We start from the raw sequence: 16,883 nt of genomic DNA, 5'->3' as shown, positions 1-16,883 counted from the left end.
AAGTGTCGCACCCTCAGGATAGCCCAACAATGTCCCAGATCAAGTCTTCTTCGAACGTAGCTCCTCAAGAATGGCCCGGCCCTGGGCCTCGGTCTTGTCCGAGGCGATCATGCTCCGGCGCTCGTCGCGCTCACGCTGCTTCACACACACCGGGCACACCTGGTCGTCGTAGTAGCGCTCCTGGCAGTGCAGGCAGTACAGGCACTCGTTGACGTTGATATCCCCTTCCGGGTGGATCGCCTGCACCATGCACTCCTTGTAGCATACCTGGCAGGGGTTACCGCACTGGCGATAGCGCTTGAGCCAGGCGAACATGCGCATGCGTGCCGGAATCGCCAGGGCGGCGCCCAGCGGGCACAGGTAGCGGCAGTAAAAGCGCTCGATGAACAGGCAGGGAATAAGCAGGGCCACAGCGAACACCACATAGGGCCAGTCGCGGACGAACTTGAGAATGATCGTGGTCTTGAATGGCTCGATCTCGGCCAGGCGCTCGGCCATCGACAGCGAGTGCAGGGAAACCCCAAACAAAACCAGGAAAATCAGGTACTTCAGCGACCACAGCCGCTCGTGCAGCCCCCAGGGCAGGGTGATCTGCGGCACCTTGACCCACTTGGCCAGGCCGTTGAGCAGCTCCTGCATCGCGCCGTAGGGACACAGCCAGCCGCAGTAGGCGCCGCGTCCCCAGAACAGCAGGCCGGCGAACACACCGCCCCAGAGCACGAAAATCAGGGGCTCCATCAGGAAATACTCCCAGCTGAAGCCGCTGATCAACGCGCTGAATACGGTCAGGATATTCACCACCGACAGCTGGGCGTTGGCATAAAAGCCCAGTACAAACAGGGTGAACAGGAGATAAGCGACCCGCAGACGCTTGGTCAGGCGCGAGTTGCGGACGATGGAATTCTGGAAGAAGAATATTCCGCTGAGGAGCAGCAGCGCGGCCAGGAGGACGAAGGTTTCGGTCGACTTTTCCGCCCACAGCTTCTGCCACAACGGGGCGTCCGGGCCGGGATTGAAGAAGCTGGTCTCGGGGGCCGGCGGCGGCGCCTCGATTTTCAGGTACGCTTCCGGGATCTGGTAGTCCAGGTTGAAAGTGACGAAGGACTTGTCCCGCGGGCCGGTCTCGCGGCTCACCAGCAGCTGCACATGCCAGGGCCGGGCCGGGTTCAGGGTCGCCCCCTCGGGGATCATGAACAGGTCGACCTCGCGCAGGTCCTCCGGCGCATCGGCGGCGTAGACCTGCCGCAGGCGCTTGTGATCCAGGTCGGTGAGACGGATGGCGTCATCACCCTGGACAATCTCAAAGCGGTCGAAGATGCCGCCGCGCACATAGCCGGAGCCCTTGAAGGAATACAGGCCACGCCCCGCCAGCAGGATCGCCTGCTGCCCCGGCTTCAGCGCATTCTGCAGGTTGCGGTACTCGGCCTCGCCGAGCAGGCTAAGGCCGATCGAGGGCACCGATACCTGGGCGGCATACATGTCGATGAACAAGTCGTCGGGCGGCCCTTCCTCGGGGTGCTTCATCGCTTCCTCGTCACCGGAATCGATAAAGGCCTGGTTCACTTTCTCCAGGGTGATGGTCAACTGGCCCAGGGAGCCCTCCGCCAGCAGGGTCGGCCAGCTCTTGACCGCCATCTTGTCGGCGTCGATGGTGGCCTTTGGGCCCGCCTGGCGGGATTCCAGCCCCCCCAGGCCATAGTGCCGCGCGACCTTGATACCCGAGCGGACGATACTGTCATCGATGACCCGGATAGTCACCGTGGCGCCACTGATGGCATCGAAAGGCTGCTCGGTATTGACCGTGCGCGCGACCTCGGTGAGGTCGGTGCCGAGGAACTTGTCGATCAGGGGCGTGATCCTCGATTCCGGTATCCCGATCAGGACAATAGGTTCGGAGTGCTCGATAAGTCGCGCGGTACGGATAACGCCGTCATTGTCCAGGCCCACCAGCACGTGAATCGGCTTGCCCGAGTAGCCCACCGAGTTGACCACCGAGGAGTTGAGGAAGAGCAGGCCGAGTTGCTCCTCACCCCGGTACACCCTGGCGGCGTGGAAGTCGCCCTCGGGTGGCTCGATCCGGTCGGCACCGGGGTACAGTTCGGCGGGGCTGTGACTGTCGAGGACTTCGCTCATTACCGTGGTGCTGTCACGGGCCAGGGCGCTGCCACAGAATGTAGCTTGAATGGCAATGACGGCGAAGACAACACGTAGGATCGAGAGTGTGCTTTTCATAGCGACAGAAACTCCGATTACCGCACCTGCTGGGGCGGGATGGGTGAACAGTGCAGCACTATCTTGCACCATATGGCATAACAAATAAATCGCAGGCCTTGCGCGGAGCCTCCTGGCACTGCGATAACAGTGGTCCGTTTCAGGCCTCTTGTCCCTATGACGGTTACTTTCCGTGCATTAGCCGTGCCCTGCTTCCAGCCTGCCATCCCTGAGATGAAAAATATGATCGAAGCGATTAAAGATTTTCTCATCGTGGGTAACCGCCAGCACCGCCGCCTGCTGTTCTTCGGCAACCTTGCGCAACAGGTCCATCACGATACCCGCACGCTGTGAATCCAGCGCCGCTGTAGGCTCATCGGCAAGGATAATCCGGGGTTTATTGGCCAGTGCGCGCGCAATCGCCACGCGCTGGGCCTCACCGCCAGACAGCTTTGCCGGCATGGCATCCTTGCGGTGGCCGACTTCCAGGTAGTCCAGCAACTCCACTGCACGTCGACTCGCTGCGTCGGCGTCAAATTCCGCCAGGCTCAATACCACGGCGACATTGTCCTTGCTGTTGAGAAAGGGCAGCAGATTATGAAACTGGAATATGAAACCGATTTTCTCCAGCCGCAGCTTGCGCAGGTCATCGCGCAACCACCTGCCGTCATACACCAGTTCGGTGTCCAGGCTGACCCTGCCGCTGCTGGGCTCGGTAATACAGCCGATGACGTTAAGCAGCGTGGTTTTCCCGGAACCACTGGGGCCCAGCAGGGCAACCACTTCTCCCGGATAGACTTCCAGGCTGACCTCGCGCAGCGCATCAACGCGGGTACTTCCCTCGCCAAAATGCTTGGACACATCGCCGACACTGACCAGAGGTGCCTGCTGCTTCGCTGTGCTCATGCTCAGCCGCCCAGCGCCGTGGCGGGATCGACCTTGAGCGCCAGGCGCACACCGAGACCGCTGGAGATGACGCAGACCACAATCACCGCGGCCGCCAGTGCCAGCCCGTCTTCCGGCTGCAGCACGACGCGCCGGGGGAAGTAGTCCTTGATGGTAATGATGAGCAAAGCCCCAAAGCCGAAGCCGATGACGCCCATGGCGAGTGCCTGCTGCAGAATCAGGCCGATGATGGTGCGGTCCGGCGCACCGATCAGTTTGAGGGTGGCGATCTCCCGAATCTTGTCCATGGTCATGGTATAGAGAATCAGGGCGATGATAACCGCGGACACCACCAGCAGAATCGCGGTGAACAGGCCGATCTGTTTGCGTGCCCGTTCGACCACCGAGCGGGTCAGGATGATTTCCTGCCCTGCCTGGGTCATTGCCGCCAGGTGCTTCCAGCGCTGCACGGTTTCCACAACGGTATCTGCGCTGGCGTTCGGCCGCACTCTGGCAACAATGGCATTGACCGTATCGGTGGTTCCAGGGCCGGCACCCCGGGCTATTTCCCGCCGCGCCGCCGGGGGCGCCAGCTCGAATTGCAGCTGCTGGGAATCCTTGAGCGTGAGGTAAATCACCGGATCGCCACCGGAAGACACCTGCCCATCAGTCAGGCCGACCACAGTGAATGTGTCGCGCCCCAGTGTCACCCGATCTCCGGGCTTGAGGCCGGTACGCCTGTCGGCGAGCATTTCATAGTGGCTTCGGCCCAGGGCGCGCCCAGCGATGATGCGGTCCGGGCCGCCCGGTCGGCCAGGTTCATAACCGACCACGTAAAGCCTGAGTTTCACCCCCTCATGGCGGGTTTCGATGGACTGGTAGGTGATGCTGCCCGCTGCACTCACACCGTGCAGGCGGGCTATCGCTTCGCGCGTGTCGCCGGGGATGCGCGAGGACTCGGCAAACGGGCCGCGGGTGCCGGACTCCACCACCCACACATCGACCCCCGGGGTACGCACCAGGGTCAGGGCGTCCTCCACCAGGCCGCGGTAAATGCCGATCATCGATAGCACCACCCCGAGCAAGAGGCTGAGGCCAAAGCAGGTGAGCAGAAAGCGGCCGAGATTGTGGCGGATATCCCGATAGGCCAGATTCATGGCGCCGGTTTCGCCGCAACACGCACCCTGCGGCCTTCACGCAGCCCCGGTGCCTGTTCACTGACAACCTGCAGGCCATCGGGCAGCCCGTCCACTATCTCCAGGCGGGCATCCAGGGTGCGCTTGCCGAAGACGACTTGTTGTTGCCGCAGTCGGCCATCATCCACCGTCCAGACCAGCCCCTGGGCGCCATCGAAAGCCGTCACCGCCGCTTCCGGCACCAGCAGCGCATTGTCCAGCACGGCCGTGGTGATGAACACTTCAGCCTGCTCACCCAGATGGAAGCTTTGCGGACAGCCGTCACAGGCGATATAGACCCTGCGTTCTTCGCTCACCCGGTCGCTTTCAATGCCGATCCGCGTCACCTGCCCCTGCAGCAGGCGTCGCGGCTGGGAGCGAAGGCGAACCTGGGCAGCCTGGCCGACCCGGATATCGCCAGCGCGTGCTTCATCGACATAGGCCAGCGTCCAGACGGTCTCTGGCGCAACCAGGGTAAACAGGGGCTCGCCGGGACTCAACACGGAACCCAGTTCTTTGTGGCGGGCCACCACGATAGCGTCGTAAGGCGCTCTCAGTACGTGCTGGTCGAGCAGTACTCGCTCGTAGTCATATTGCGACCTGGCGTCGGCGAGCGCCGCTTGGGCAACCTCCCTGTCGCTCCTCGCGACTGCCAGTTCCGCGGCAGCCACCGCCGCCTCCATCTGTGCTTCCTCGGCAACTTCCGCGGCAACGGTGTTGTTGGCTAACAGCGCCTGCTTGCGTTTGTTGCGCTGCTCTTTCTGGGTAAGCACCGCGATCGCTTTATCTACCGCCGCCTGGGCGCGCTTCACGGCGGCCTCGGCATTGATGATCCCGGCCTGGCTTTTAGCCACACGAGCCTGTTGCTCGGCGCTCTGTAGACGGGCAATGATCTCGCCCTGTTGCAAACGGTCACCGTGATCCGCGTGCAGTTCGACGAGCCCCGCCCCCACTTCGAAACCGATGCTGGAGCTAATCCGGGCCTCTACCGTCCCCAGACCAAACACCTGGACAGGGATGTTCGCAGCGGGCTGCACCACCTCGACTGTGAGCGGGCGAACAAACAGCAACACGGCGACCACAGTAGCGGCAAGGCAAACCCCGGCCAGCGCGAGCAACACGTTCCTGACCCGCCTGTTCATGACGTGGCCCGTGGGTTGCTGGCGCAGGAGTCGCTGAGCATCCCGGCTAGCTGCACGGCCAGCAGCCGCTCGCCCTCGGCAACCAGGTCAAAGCCGCGACCACTGATCGACCACCGCACGGCAAGACCCTGTACCAGTCCCAGAACCAGGTATGCCACGTCATCGGCGAGCAGCTCCTCACGGAGATCACCGGCGCTGATGGCCTGGCCTGCCAGATCGGCGAGAAGGCGCTGGAACCGGCTCAGCAGCGCGAAGAACGCCTCACGCAGGCCCTTGTTCTTGGTGTGGAGTTCCCGGGAAAACAGGATGGCGGGAATCGCCGGCGTGGATTGAATCAGGCGCAACTGGGCACTGACCAGCGCGCGGATTCGATCGAGCGGTTCAGCGCTCGCGCTCTGGGCTTTCGCCCACCGGCTCTCCATGGTCGCGCCAATACGCGTGGCCACGGCCAGCCACAGGTCCTGCTTTTTCGGGAAATGCCGGAAGACCCCCGGCTGGGTCAGCCCCACGGCGTCCGCGATGGCGTCGGTGGTCAGGCGTTCGGGCCCAACCTTGTCGGCCAGTCGCAGCGCCGCATCGACGATTTCCGCCTTGCGCGCTTCGGCAGACTTGCGGGTACGCATTACGCTCACCTTTAGTTAGCATACTATAACTAACTATAGGTGAGCCTTCATGGCTTTGTCAACGCTGTTGCCCGATAGCGGACTGGTGCCAGCACTGGATGCCAGGACCCTTGGGGTGTGACCTCTTGCGGGCCACACCCCGTCACATCGAGCCCCGTTCAAGCCCCGCGTCCGGGAAGCTGCCGTTCACTCCGCGCCGGCCCTGGCGCCGGGTGCGCCCGGCAGCAGGTAGTCGGAAGTGTCGCCCGACGAATCAAATTCGATTTCCAGCTCGACAATCTGCAGGCTTGCCGGGGAAAACTTGGCCTCTATCCGGTGCCCGTTGCGATCCAGACCCCTGACCTCGTAACAACCGTCATCCACCTTGACCCGGTCGACCTGCCAGCCGCTGGCGGCCAGTTGCGCCTGCAACTGCTCTCTCGGTTGCCAGTCAGCCACGGGGTCGGTGCAATCGTCTTTCGCCAGCGCGGGGCCGCTGAGCAGGGAGCCGGCGACTATCGCCGTAAAAAGTGTGTGTTTCATAGTGCGTCTCCTTAATTTGCCGCAGCGTCGATACTAAAACCCTTTCCTGACAGTGAACTGAACGCCAGGCGGATTTGCGCTCCCCATGCGCCCCGCCGGCACTGGCCCGGGCGCAGCTGTGGCTGTGCTGTCAGCCAGCCCCGGACAATGGTGGAATGGGTGACAGCGCGCTTAACTGGGTTATGATTCGGGACAGGGAAGAACAGCGAGATACCGATGCGGATACTGCTGGTAGAGGACGCCGATGAGTTGGGCGCCGTGATTCGGGATGAGATTAGCGATCATGGCCATGCGGTCGACTGGGTGCAGCGCCTTGCCCACGCCGAGGCCAGCCTGCAAACAACCCACTACGACCTGGTGCTGCTGGACCTGATGCTGCCCGACGGCAGCGGCATCGACCTGCTGCAGGGCATCCGCCGCTCCGGAGCGGCGACCCCGGTGATTATCCTGACCGCCAGGGACCAGATCTCTGATCGTATCAAGGGCCTCGATGCCGGCGCAGATGACTATCTGGTAAAACCCTTCGATCTGTCGGAGCTCTCCGCGCGCATCGCGGCCGTATCCCGGCGCTACTCTGGCAACCCGAATCCCGTGCGCCGGATCGGGTGCCTGGAGATCGACCTTAACCAACGCGCGGTAGTCCGCGACGGCGAGGCCATCCAGCTGACGGCGCGGGAATGGGCCCTGCTGGAGGCCTTCACCCAGCGGCCGGGCACGGTGCTGTCAAAGGCGCAGCTGGAAGACCACCTGTATGCCTTCGGGGCCGAGATCGAGAGCAATACGATCGAAGTCTACATCAGTCGCCTGCGCAAGAAACTGGGGCGCGACAGCCTTGAGACCGTGCGTGGCCTCGGCTACCGGATCAAGACCTGATGCCACTGCCGCGCAGCCTGCAGACCACCCTCGGCACCGGCCTCACCGTCGGGGTGACCCTGTTCTGGCTGCTCGCACTTGCCGGCACACTGCTCGCCGCGAGGGAACAGCTCAATACCCGTTTTGACAGCGCCCTGGCGGAGACCGCGCAACGGATCATGCCACTGGCGGTGGTTGAAGTCATCAACCGGGAGGACCACGGACAGCCCCAGCATATCGTCGCCTTCGAGGCCCACGACGAGCCGCTGGTCTATATTGTGCGCGATCAAACGGGGCGGACGCTGCTGCGGTCGCACAATGCCGAGCCGGCGGTGTTTAACCGCGAGCTGCGCGATGGCTTCACGTCCTCGGCGACACACCGCTTCTACGGCGCCTGGGCGGTACAGCGCACCCTGCATATCGAGGTGGCCGAACCGCTGGCGCAACGGCGGCAGGCGATCCGCGCCATGGCAGTGACCCTGCTGTGGCCGCTGGCCCTGCTGGCGCCCCTCTGCTTCTTCTTCAGCTGGATCTTCGTGCGCTACAGCCTGCGCCCTGTGCTCGCCTATCGCGATGAGATCGAGTCCCGCGGCACCGGCGACCTGTCCCCGGTCAGGGTGGCTGACCTGCCGGTGGAACTCCTCGCTATCGCAGAATCAGTCAATCAGTTGCTGGAGCGCCTGCGGCGGGCGCTGGAAGCCGAGCGGTCTTTCACCGCCAACAGCGCCCATGAGCTGCGCACCCCTATCGCCACCGCACTGGCTCAGGCCCAGCGTCTGCAGCGCGAGCTGCCGCCGGGCAGTGCACGGGAGCGCGCGCAAGGCATCGCAAACGCGCTGCGCAAATTATCCGACTTGTCCGAGAAGTTGATGCAGCTGGCCAAGGCGGAGGGCGGAGGCCTGCTATCCACGGAGCAACACGACCTGGCCAGCCTGTTGCAGATAGTCGTCGACGAGCTGCGGCAGTCGCCCGCAGGCGACAGGATCGAGCTGGCGCTGCCGGAAAGCGGCACATGCCTGTGCGCAATCGATCCGGATGCTTTTGCCATTCTGGTGCGGAACCTGCTGGACAATGCCCTCAAACACGGTAGCGACCGGCAACAGGTAGAAGTCAGCCTGTCTGCCGGGGGGCTGCTGCGTATCGTCAACGCCGGTGAGGTCATCCCCGCGGAGGATTTGCCGCGACTGGGGCGGCGCTTTGTGCGCGCCAACACGGCGGCCCGGGGTGCCGGGCTCGGCCTGGCGATTGCCGAGGCCATCGTCGCCGGCGTGGGAGCCCGCATGAGCTTCCAGTCCCCCGCATCCGGGAGGGCGGACGGTTTTGAAGCCAGGGTCGCCTTCCCGCTGGCCGGTACCTGAGCGCAGGCGACAGCTCAGGTGGCGGTGCGGGCTTATTTACCGGCCCGCTTGTAACCTGTAAACATCGAGCGAATCAGGTTTTCGCGGTGATGTATGCTCTCGTAGATAGCCGCGCCCACATGCAGCACAATCGCCACGACTGTGATGTTTACCGTGCCCTCATGCAACTCCTCCAGCAGTTCGCTGCCCCAGCCCCAGTCGGTGGTGAGCAGCCAGCCGCTGACCCCGATCACGGTAGTGGCCAGCAGCAGGAACAGGATCATCATTGCCGCAGCCGGATTATGGCCCAGGTATCGCGGCTCCCGACCGCGCAGCATCTGGCGCATATAAGCCTGCAGTTGTGCGGGGCGCGGCACGAAATCGGTGAAGCGTGCATGCCGGGTGCCGATCACCCCCCAGACCAGCCGCAGGCCAATCAGCGCCAGTGCGATATAACCTGCCCAGTGATGCACTGTCTCGGCCTCGTCGCCGGTGAAGTAGGCGACGGCGAAGGCCGTCACCAGGCTCCAGTGGAAGACCCGTACCGCCGGGTCCCAGACCTTGATCCGGTCCTCCCGGCGGACGCCACCCGCTTGCAGGGTGTCAGTCATTTCTCCGCTCCTTGACGGGTTCACCGGTGACCGGATTGAAGTATATTTCCACCTTTACGCCCTGCTTGTCCTTGCCGTAGATTTCATAGCAGTTGCCCTTGGTCACCTTGAACCGGTCGATGGTATAGCCCTGCTCGACCAGCGCTTGCTGCATGGCCTCCTCGGTCATCCACTCGGACTTGGGGGCATCGGTACATTGCGGGCCTGCGACCGCGGCTCCGGCGAACAGCAGGGCAGCGGTGGCGGCGATAGTGTGAATTTTCATGTTGCTTCTCCTTGGTTTCTCTAATCGCTATGCCGGCTTGGCATGCTTGCTATTAAACGCCCGGGACCTGACAGTAACCTTAACGCCAGGACGCCTGGACACCGGGCCAGGGCGGGCACCGTGGTGACTGTGCCGGGCTTTGTGCCGTGTTACAGTGCTGCTTTCGTGTCGATAGTTGGAACCAGGATATGAACCAGGCCAGCGGCCAGGACGACTGGGGGCCCTTGAACTCCCTGCCTGGCAATCCCTTGATGTGGGTGCTCATCATCAGCGAACTGGTGGTATTTGCGGCATTTTTCGCTGTTTATGCCTGGATGCGTGCGCTGGAGCCGGATCTTTTCATTGCCTCCCAGCAACAGCTGCACCCGGTGACGGGAGGCCTCAACACCATCGTGTTACTGACCAGCGGCCTGTTCGCCGCCCTGGCGGTGGAGGCCAGCCTGCGCGGGAAAGTGACGGGCTGCCGGGGCTGGTTGTCTGCGGCCATGCTCCTCGGGGTGCTGTTTTGCGTGGTCAAGACAGGTGAATACCGCACGGTCTGGCTGTCTGGCTATACCCTGGACAGCAACAGCTTTTTCGCCTTCTACTATCTGCTGACCGGATTCCATTTCGCCCATGTCCTGTTCGGGCTGGTCTTGCTGGGACTGGCGATATGGCTACCGAGTCAGGCGAATGTGGTCACTGTCACCGCCTTCTGGCACATGGTGGACCTGATCTGGGTGCTGCTCTATCCCCTGCTCTACCTGCTGCGATGACAACTGAACGCGAAAGCGCGCATCCGGGCCCGAAGCTGCTCATGCTCAACTGGGGTGTGCTGGTGACCTTGACCCTGGTCTCGATGGGTGCGGCCCTGGGCAGTGCCGGCAACTGGCAGCCCCTGCCCTGGTGGTCTCCGCTGCTGGTATTGGCGAGCACACTGTTCAAGTGCCGCCAGATCATGTGGGTTTACCTGAACTTGCGCACCGCAAGCAGCGCCTGGCGGGGCTTGCTGGCCAGCCTGGCCTTGCTGTGCGTAGGGGTGATTGCCGCCGCCTTCCTCTTTACCCCCTCAGCGCTGGCAGCCTGAAAACGGGACACTTTCCCGAGGCCACCGCCCCAGCGCGGGTTGTGAATTGCCGGGTTTGGCCTACACTGAAAAATGCGTGGAGGGTGCCAGAGTGGTTGCTGTCGCCTTAAGTACCCAAAGGATTGGGCAGCCAAGGAGTTTGCCCCGGCAGGGCTTCAGGTCAACTGGCGATCACGCCTATGAATGTGCACCAGTTCATCGAAGAACTGAAGGTCCGCGGTGTTCATCGCGCCGCCGCACTCTACAGCGCCGCTGCGTGGGCCGTTCTGCAGGTAGCCGACATATTTTTCCCGGTGGCGGGCGTGCCGGAAGCGGCGATCAACGTGGTGCTGGTCCTCGCCGCCGCTGGCTTCCCCATCGCCCTGGCCATCTCCTGGTTTTTCGATCTCACCCGCGAGGGGCTGGTGGAGACGCCGCCGATCACCTCGCCGCCGCGCACCTCGGTGGTGTCGATCGCCCTGGTGGTGGAGTTTGTCGTTATCCTGCTGCTGTCGCTGATGGTCGGCTTCCTCTACCTGGACCGCCTCACCGACCTGGATAGTACCGCCGCCCAGGGCGCCGAGGAGCAGGCCCCTTACCAGCCACCGCGGCGCCCCTCCATTGCAGTAATGCCCTTTGTCAACATGAGTGACCAGGCCGGGATGGACTACCTGGGCGACGGCCTCGCCGAGGAGATTCTCAACCTGCTGGCCAAGCTCAATGAACTGGATGTCGCGGCCCGCACTTCCTCCTTCTACTTCAAGGACCGGGACGCCGACATCAAGACCATCGGCAAGCAGCTTGGGGTGGGCCACGTGCTCGAGGGCAGCGTGCGCCATGAGGGCGACCGGGTGCGGGTGACGGCGCAGCTGATCGAGGCCAGGTCCGGCTACCACCTGTGGTCGGAAACCTTTGACAGTCAGCTCGGCGACCTGCTGGCCCTGCAGGACGAGATCGCCAGCGCGGTAGTGCAGCAGCTACAGGTGCTGTTGTCGCCGGAGGCGAAGAAGCTGCTCAGCACCAACACCACGGTGGACCCCCTGGCCTATGACTACTACCTGCGCGGTCGCGCCTACCTGCGCCTGCCCACGGACCAGGACCACCTGACCTTCGCCCTGGCGCTGTTTGACCGTGCCATCGAGCGCTACCCGGGCCTGGCGGACGCCCACGCCGGGCGCTGCGAAGCCCTGCTTGCCAGGTACAACATGACACGCGACAGCGAGGACTTTCGCGGCGCCGAAGCGGCCTGCCAGCGTGCCCTGACCCTGGACCGGCGGGCGCCCAGCGTCTACATCGGGCTGGGCAAGCTGTACCTGGCCTCGGGCCAGTACCGCCAGGCCATCGCCGAGTTCGACACGGCGCTGGCGATGAATGGCTCGCATATCGAGGCTCACCTCGGGCTCGCCGACACTTACCTCGCACAGGGCCAGCGCGCCCAGGCCGAGCATCACTATCGCGCGGCCATCGACAACCACCCCAACCACTGGCAGGCGCAGAGCAAGATGGCGGCCTTCCTGTTTCTCACGGGCCGCGCGGAAGAGGCTATTCCCTATTACCGGCGCATCAGCGAGCTGATGCCGGACAGCGCCAACGCCTTCAGCAACCTCGGCGCCGCGCGTTTCATGATGGGTGAGTACGAGCAGGCAGCCGCGGCCTGGCGCCGCTCGCTGGCTCTGGCGCCCAGCAGCGTGACCTACGCCAACGTGGCCACCAGCCTGTACTTTCTCGAGCGCTACGACGAGGCACTGCCCATGTACCACCAGGCAGTGGAACTGGCCCCGGAAGACTACGAGCTATGGGGCAACCTGGGCGATGTTTACCGATACACCAGCAGCGGCAACGACATGTCGGGGCCAATGTATGCCAATGCCATCAGGCTGGCCGAGGAACGGTTGGCGGTGAACGGCGCCGACGCCCGTGCCCTGGCGCTGGTAGGCCATTACCGGGCGGCGCTGGGGGAAAAACGCGCTGCCCTCGACGCCCTGGCCGAGGCCCTGGCACTGGCGTCCGATGATGCGTACGTCAACTACAGCAATGCCACGGCGCTGGTATCGCTCGGTGAGGAAGCGGACGCCATGGCGGCCCTGCAGCGGGCGCTGGACGCGGGTTTCCCCCGGCACCTGGCGCTGGCAGATGCCAACCTGGGCAGGCTGCGGCAACTGCCGCGCTTTGAGGCGTTGGTGGCACGGCGGGAATAGGCCCCGGTTTACGCCCGTCCCAGGGCCAACAGCGGTAACAGCCAGCGGCCCCCTGCGCCCTGCTCTACCCGACCAGGAGCTTTGCATCAGCGAACTACTGGCAGGCTGCCTGCCAGCCCGCCGTTTCAAATTCCGCTTTGGCACAGTGCCCCATGCGCGGCAGATAGGGCTGCAGCTCGCTGTCCTCGGCCCCACCCTCTGCCAGCTCCCGCAAGCGCAACAGTAGCGGGTTGGTTCGCAACAGCAGCCTGAAGGTGAGTTGGCCATCAAGATAGGGCCCCCAGTCCATCCAGTTGACCTGATTGTCGGCTGAGGCATTCCGCGGCCGGTTTTCCGGGCCGGAGACCACCACCGTGAAGTAACCCTCTGCGTCCAGTACCAGATCGCGATCGACAATCGCGTCGTTGCAGATGCCCGCCCAGAAGTTGTAGTTGGTAATGGTGAATCCCCGGATTTGCGCCTGCTGAAGATAGACCGGCTCCCGAGGCGTATCCGGCGTCCTGAACGCCTTTCCACGGATAACGAATACCTCCCCCAGGCGACGACTGTAGGGACAGCCCAGGTAAAGAATGTCGTCACTGGCCAGTATATCGTAGGGCAGGCCCCAGTTAGAACGCGAGCTGAACTTTCCCGCTGCCACCTGGGCGCGATAATCAGGAATCGGCAGCGCGGCGAAATGCGTCGTTTCCACCGGATACTGGCCATCGGCATAGGGCAAACAGCTTTCGTGGTGTTCAACCACAGAGCCGTCAGCAGCGACTACCGTCATCGACGGCAGGGGCACGCCGGTGCTGTTGGGTGGATCAGCACCCAACACCGAGTCGGTGGTTCGGAGCAGCAAAAAAACGGCCTGATTGTCGCCGCCATGTTTTTTCTCTCCCGCATAAATGGTATTTGGCTCCGGCTCTGCCGGACGCGGTAAAAACCTGAGTTTTACCGTGAAGCAGGTATCATCGCCCTCGCCACACGCTTGCCGAAAGGGGTTCACGCTGCCCGCATCCGGTTCAATATCTGCGTCGATCAGTGTCGGCAATGTATTGGTGTCGATATCGCAGGGGTGGAACGCAAAGTAGCGGCAACGCAGGTACTGTCCACGCAGAACGACATGGCCACCCTCCGGCACCGCGACGAAATCCGGTGGCGCTCCGGGTCCAGACCAGAAGCGGTTACTGAAGTAGTTGGACGCGGAGGTATCGAGCAGGTAAGGAAAACGGTTATTGGTCAGCGGACTGCCCGCTCCTGGCCAGGCAGTAGACAGGGGCTTGCCGGTCAATTCGCCAACCACATAGTGACCGTCATCCAGCCGCAGCCCGCAGTGCTCGGCAATGTAATCGGCGATACGGCCTTCAATCGCCGCGAGTTCCGGCCGGCACAGTTTGGGGAATACTCCCAGAACCGCCAGACCCCGGGCGTCCCTGGCCTCCGCCAACAAGTCATACAGTGCCTGCAAATCGTCTCTTATGGCAGCTGGCGCGACTTCCAGCAGCTGGCGAATGGTGTCCGCATGACCAATAAACTCGTTGTGCCCATGGGCAATCGGCAACTGGCCATCCAGCAGTTGCTGCAAGCGCTCACAAAAACCTTCATTTTTCACTGGTCTGCCCCGTGGTAGGCGGTGCGGGGGAGGGTGCCTGATAGCCCTGATCGCCGCCGGTGAGTTTACTGTAGCCAAATGCCTCGAAAGCGAAACCCCAATGGGTATTCACGGTATCGACAACATCAGCGGGAAATTCAAAACGGTTTTTGGTGTAGCCCTGCAGGCCGTCGAGGTAAGTCCGCAGCCGCGGCGCCACCTCGTTGAATGGCCCCAGTTGCAGCTGGCTGTATATGGCCTGCATACACTCCAGCGGCCTTGCTTCGAGGTCCTCGAAACGGATTTCTACCAGATTCTCTGCTGGTATCAACTGCCGCTGCTCAAGATACTTGCCCAGCAATTTCTGGTACGCATCGACGATCCAGCGATCGATCGCGTCCCAGTCAATGGCCTGGAACGTCTGGCCCGGCAAGATAAGGCGATACATATTGCGCATCGACTGATAGACGCTGTAGGGGTTGCGCACGATATAAACGTATTTTGCCCCGGGGAACATCTCATTCAGCAGCGCCACCCGACCGGTATGGGCCGGGGTTTTCAATACCAGTCGCCGACCCTCCGCGAGCAGGGTCGCCTTGCGTAAAACCGCCATGTAGGCCTGTTGCCAGTGCTCCAGCTCCTTCTCATCCCGGCCCAGTTCGGTGACATAACGATCGTAAATATCCGGCAGGGCCCGGGGAAAGCTGGCGGAGTGGAACGCGGCGTGCTCTGAAATGGTCGCCAGTGCCAGCTCTTCTTCCTGCGGCGCATCGAGGCTGACAGCCACGTTATCCATGGGTCGCTTGTCGGGCATGCCGGCGGCGACCTTTCGTTTCAGCCAGCCTCTGCCGATCATCGCCACCGGATGGAGACTCGCCTGGTAATTAGTGACGAAACCGAACCGAGGGTCCTGCCAGAACAGGTAGTGCAGATGGGTGGTGCCGCTGCGCCCCATACCGAGCAGGAAAACCGGCGGCGCCGCCAGCGGCGTCTGTGACACTGTCTTGCCCCAGCGCAGTTCCTCGTAGCAACGAAACGGTTCCACCAGCGCGCTGAACAACAGGCGCTTCAGCGCGTAGGCGCGATACCCCCGCTCAACCGGCCAGCGACGGAGCAGCCTCAGCAGTGACGCCAGGCCGAGGAACTGGGACATCGCGGAGCGTGGTTCGGAGTCACTCATGGCTCAGTCGGGGAGATCGAAGTTCCAGGGCACGCCGTTTATATGCCCGCCACCGTCCGCGTGAATAGTATTCCCATTGATATAGCGCGCTCCATCCGATGCCAGAAACACCGCCAGTGGCCCGATGTCGCGTTCGCTATCGCCCAATCGTCCCATCGGATTCAGGTCGAGAATAGCCTGTGCATCATCGGGCGCTATCGCCGCATAGGTTTCCCAGGCGTCGGTCACCGCCGCCGGACAGATAATATTACAGGNCTTCCCGAAAGGTCGCCCGAAAGCTCTATTACGTTCAAGTCGACACCACAATTTATTGGTAAAAAATGGAGTCTATTCATGGAGTTACGTGGATCATGGGCTCAGTTAACCGGACAGCAGTGTGTCCGGTTAATTGTTGAACAAATTCAGTTGGTTAGAAAGGATGTCATCTTTCAGGATATGTTTGGTGGGTCTTCCCCAATCATGGTGGGTAATCATTGACGAACTCCAGCCGGATACAACTGTAGGCCGCCGAGGTGGAAGTAGATGGCATCGCGGAATCGTTGCTTGTTGCGGAACCCTCGCGCTCGCGTCTTTACCGTCTTGATTCGGCTGTTGATGCTCTCGGCATGACTGTTATCGGCATTCAGAACAACGGCGTTGATAATGCCCCACAGGTGCTTCTTCAGCGTAGCCGCCACTTTCTTCATCGGCGCCAGGCGACTGCGAGACATCCAGTTGATCAGGCGTTTCCAGCCCTTCATCGCCCACGTCCGGTGCTTGTAGTGCCACAGCTGCGCCGCAAAGTCTTTCATTGCCCAGGCACGAGCCGTTTTCAATGTGGAGTTACGCAGCGAGGTAAAGGCCCGTCGTTGGTGCCAGCTCATGTTGTCCGGACTCCGCAGCCACTGGTATTTGGTGCCTTTCAGCTGCCGATCACCGGCTTTGAGCAGCAGGCGGTGCTCATCGCGGCGCACCTGGTCAACGCCTTTGCCGAGATACTGCGCGACATGGAAGCGATCGAAGGCAATCTTGCGATCCGCATCCTCAATGGCCTCTCGTGTTGCCCTGATGTAGGCCGGCCACATGTCCATACAGACGACTTCAATACCGTCGAGCTGGTTCTCATCAAGCTGCTCGTAGAAGCTGCCGAGACTACTTGTCAGTCGGTCTTCGGCAACGTGCAGTACCGTGCCCGATTCCTGCTCGGTCACCACCGTGATGTAATCATGCCCTTTGCGATAGGCGGTCTCGTCAACGCTCAGTCGCTTCGGGGCCAGCGCCTCCC

17 protein-coding genes are annotated in these 16,883 nt (G+C 62.4%); 5 read left to right on the top strand and 12 right to left on the bottom strand.

The features are described 5' to 3' along the window. Nucleotides 1–39 precede the first annotated feature (39 nt). The 6 genes from DWB85_RS17275 to DWB85_RS17250 all read right to left on the bottom strand — a co-directional run bounded on the left by DWB85_RS17275 (nt 40) and on the right by DWB85_RS17250 (nt 6,558). Nucleotides 40–2,232, bottom strand: a complete 2,193-nt coding sequence (locus DWB85_RS17275; protein ID WP_162846182.1) for a NosR/NirI family protein — start codon at nt 2,230–2,232, stop codon at nt 40–42. A 177-nt stretch (nt 2,233–2,409) separates the two neighbouring features. Further along, a complete protein-coding gene (locus DWB85_RS17270; protein ID WP_117957031.1) occupies nt 2,410–3,117 on the bottom strand; it encodes an ABC transporter ATP-binding protein in 708 nt (235 codons plus the stop codon). Nucleotides 3,118–3,119: 2 nt separating this feature from the next. Next, nucleotides 3,120–4,253 (bottom strand): ABC transporter permease, encoded by a 1,134-nt coding sequence (locus DWB85_RS17265; RefSeq protein WP_117957028.1) that lies wholly within the window; start codon nt 4,251–4,253, stop codon nt 3,120–3,122. Next, complete coding sequence (locus DWB85_RS17260) at nt 4,250–5,413, bottom strand: efflux RND transporter periplasmic adaptor subunit (protein ID WP_117957026.1); 1,164 nt, start codon at nt 5,411–5,413, stop codon at nt 4,250–4,252. The genes DWB85_RS17265 and DWB85_RS17260 overlap by 4 nt, the downstream gene beginning before the upstream one ends. Further along, nucleotides 5,410–6,036 carry a TetR/AcrR family transcriptional regulator gene (locus DWB85_RS17255; RefSeq protein WP_117957024.1) on the bottom strand — a complete coding sequence of 209 codons (627 nt, stop codon included), beginning with the start codon at nt 6,034–6,036 and terminating at the stop codon, nt 5,410–5,412. Before DWB85_RS17255 ends, DWB85_RS17260 begins: the two co-directional genes overlap by 4 nt. Nucleotides 6,037–6,222: 186 nt before the next feature. Beyond that, nucleotides 6,223–6,558: a PepSY domain-containing protein gene (locus DWB85_RS17250; protein ID WP_117957022.1), complete on the bottom strand. Its 336-nt coding sequence runs from the start codon at nt 6,556–6,558 to the stop codon at nt 6,223–6,225. Nucleotides 6,559–6,774: 216 nt separating this feature from the next. On the opposite strand from DWB85_RS17250, the gene DWB85_RS17245 reads away from it, so the two are divergent. Next, nucleotides 6,775–7,431: a response regulator transcription factor gene (locus tag DWB85_RS17245; protein WP_117957020.1), complete on the top strand. Its 657-nt coding sequence runs from the start codon at nt 6,775–6,777 to the stop codon at nt 7,429–7,431. Next, nucleotides 7,431–8,768 carry a sensor histidine kinase gene (locus DWB85_RS17240; protein ID WP_117957018.1) on the top strand — a complete coding sequence of 446 codons (1,338 nt, stop codon included), beginning with the start codon at nt 7,431–7,433 and terminating at the stop codon, nt 8,766–8,768. The genes DWB85_RS17245 and DWB85_RS17240 overlap by 1 nt, the downstream gene beginning before the upstream one ends. A 32-nt stretch (nt 8,769–8,800) precedes the next feature. On the opposite strand, the gene DWB85_RS17235 is transcribed toward DWB85_RS17240, so the two are convergent. Together DWB85_RS17235 and DWB85_RS17230 are read right to left on the bottom strand one after the other, a co-directional pair. Further along, nucleotides 8,801–9,358, bottom strand: coding sequence for a cytochrome b/b6 domain-containing protein (locus DWB85_RS17235; RefSeq protein ID WP_117957016.1), 558 nt, complete (start codon nt 9,356–9,358; stop codon nt 8,801–8,803). Next, entirely contained in the window at nt 9,351–9,623 is a 273-nt protein-coding gene (locus tag DWB85_RS17230) for a PepSY domain-containing protein (protein WP_117957014.1), read from the bottom strand. Before DWB85_RS17230 ends, DWB85_RS17235 begins: the two co-directional genes overlap by 8 nt. Before the next feature lie 188 nt (nt 9,624–9,811). Between DWB85_RS17230 and DWB85_RS17225 the strand changes: the two genes are divergently transcribed. The 3 genes from DWB85_RS17225 to DWB85_RS17215 all read left to right on the top strand — a co-directional run bounded on the left by DWB85_RS17225 (nt 9,812) and on the right by DWB85_RS17215 (nt 12,866). Further along, nucleotides 9,812–10,378 (top strand): cytochrome c oxidase subunit 3, encoded by a 567-nt coding sequence (locus tag DWB85_RS17225; RefSeq protein WP_117957011.1) that lies wholly within the window; start codon nt 9,812–9,814, stop codon nt 10,376–10,378. Next, nucleotides 10,375–10,689, top strand: coding sequence for a cytochrome C oxidase subunit IV family protein (locus tag DWB85_RS17220; protein WP_117957009.1), 315 nt, complete (start codon nt 10,375–10,377; stop codon nt 10,687–10,689). Before DWB85_RS17225 ends, DWB85_RS17220 begins: the two co-directional genes overlap by 4 nt. A gap of 179 nt (nt 10,690–10,868) precedes the next feature. Next, nucleotides 10,869–12,866: a tetratricopeptide repeat protein gene (locus DWB85_RS17215; RefSeq protein ID WP_117957007.1), complete on the top strand. Its 1,998-nt coding sequence runs from the start codon at nt 10,869–10,871 to the stop codon at nt 12,864–12,866. 94 nt (nt 12,867–12,960) lie between these two features. On the opposite strand, the gene DWB85_RS17210 is transcribed toward DWB85_RS17215, so the two are convergent. The 4 genes from DWB85_RS17210 to DWB85_RS17195 all read right to left on the bottom strand — a co-directional run. Then, entirely contained in the window at nt 12,961–14,460 is a 1,500-nt protein-coding gene (locus DWB85_RS17210; protein WP_117957005.1) for a hypothetical protein, read from the bottom strand. Further along, nucleotides 14,450–15,619 carry a sulfotransferase family protein gene (locus tag DWB85_RS17205; RefSeq protein WP_117957003.1) on the bottom strand — a complete coding sequence of 390 codons (1,170 nt, stop codon included), beginning with the start codon at nt 15,617–15,619 and terminating at the stop codon, nt 14,450–14,452. The genes DWB85_RS17210 and DWB85_RS17205 overlap by 11 nt, the downstream gene beginning before the upstream one ends. Nucleotides 15,620–15,622: 3 nt before the next feature. Further along, complete coding sequence (locus DWB85_RS17200; protein ID WP_117957001.1) at nt 15,623–15,925, bottom strand: SDR family oxidoreductase; 303 nt, start codon at nt 15,923–15,925, stop codon at nt 15,623–15,625. 164 nt (nt 15,926–16,089) lie between these two features. Continuing rightward, on the bottom strand, nt 16,090–16,883 hold a 794-nt coding region (locus tag DWB85_RS17195), incomplete at its 5' end, for an ISL3 family transposase (RefSeq protein WP_117956998.1).

Source organism: Seongchinamella sediminis (genome assembly GCF_003457605.1).
In the GTDB taxonomy this organism is placed as follows: Bacteria; Pseudomonadota; Gammaproteobacteria; order Pseudomonadales; family Halieaceae; genus Halioglobus; species Halioglobus sediminis.
Note: the sequence above shows the minus strand (reverse complement) of the source record. Positions and strands in the feature narration are given on the sequence as shown.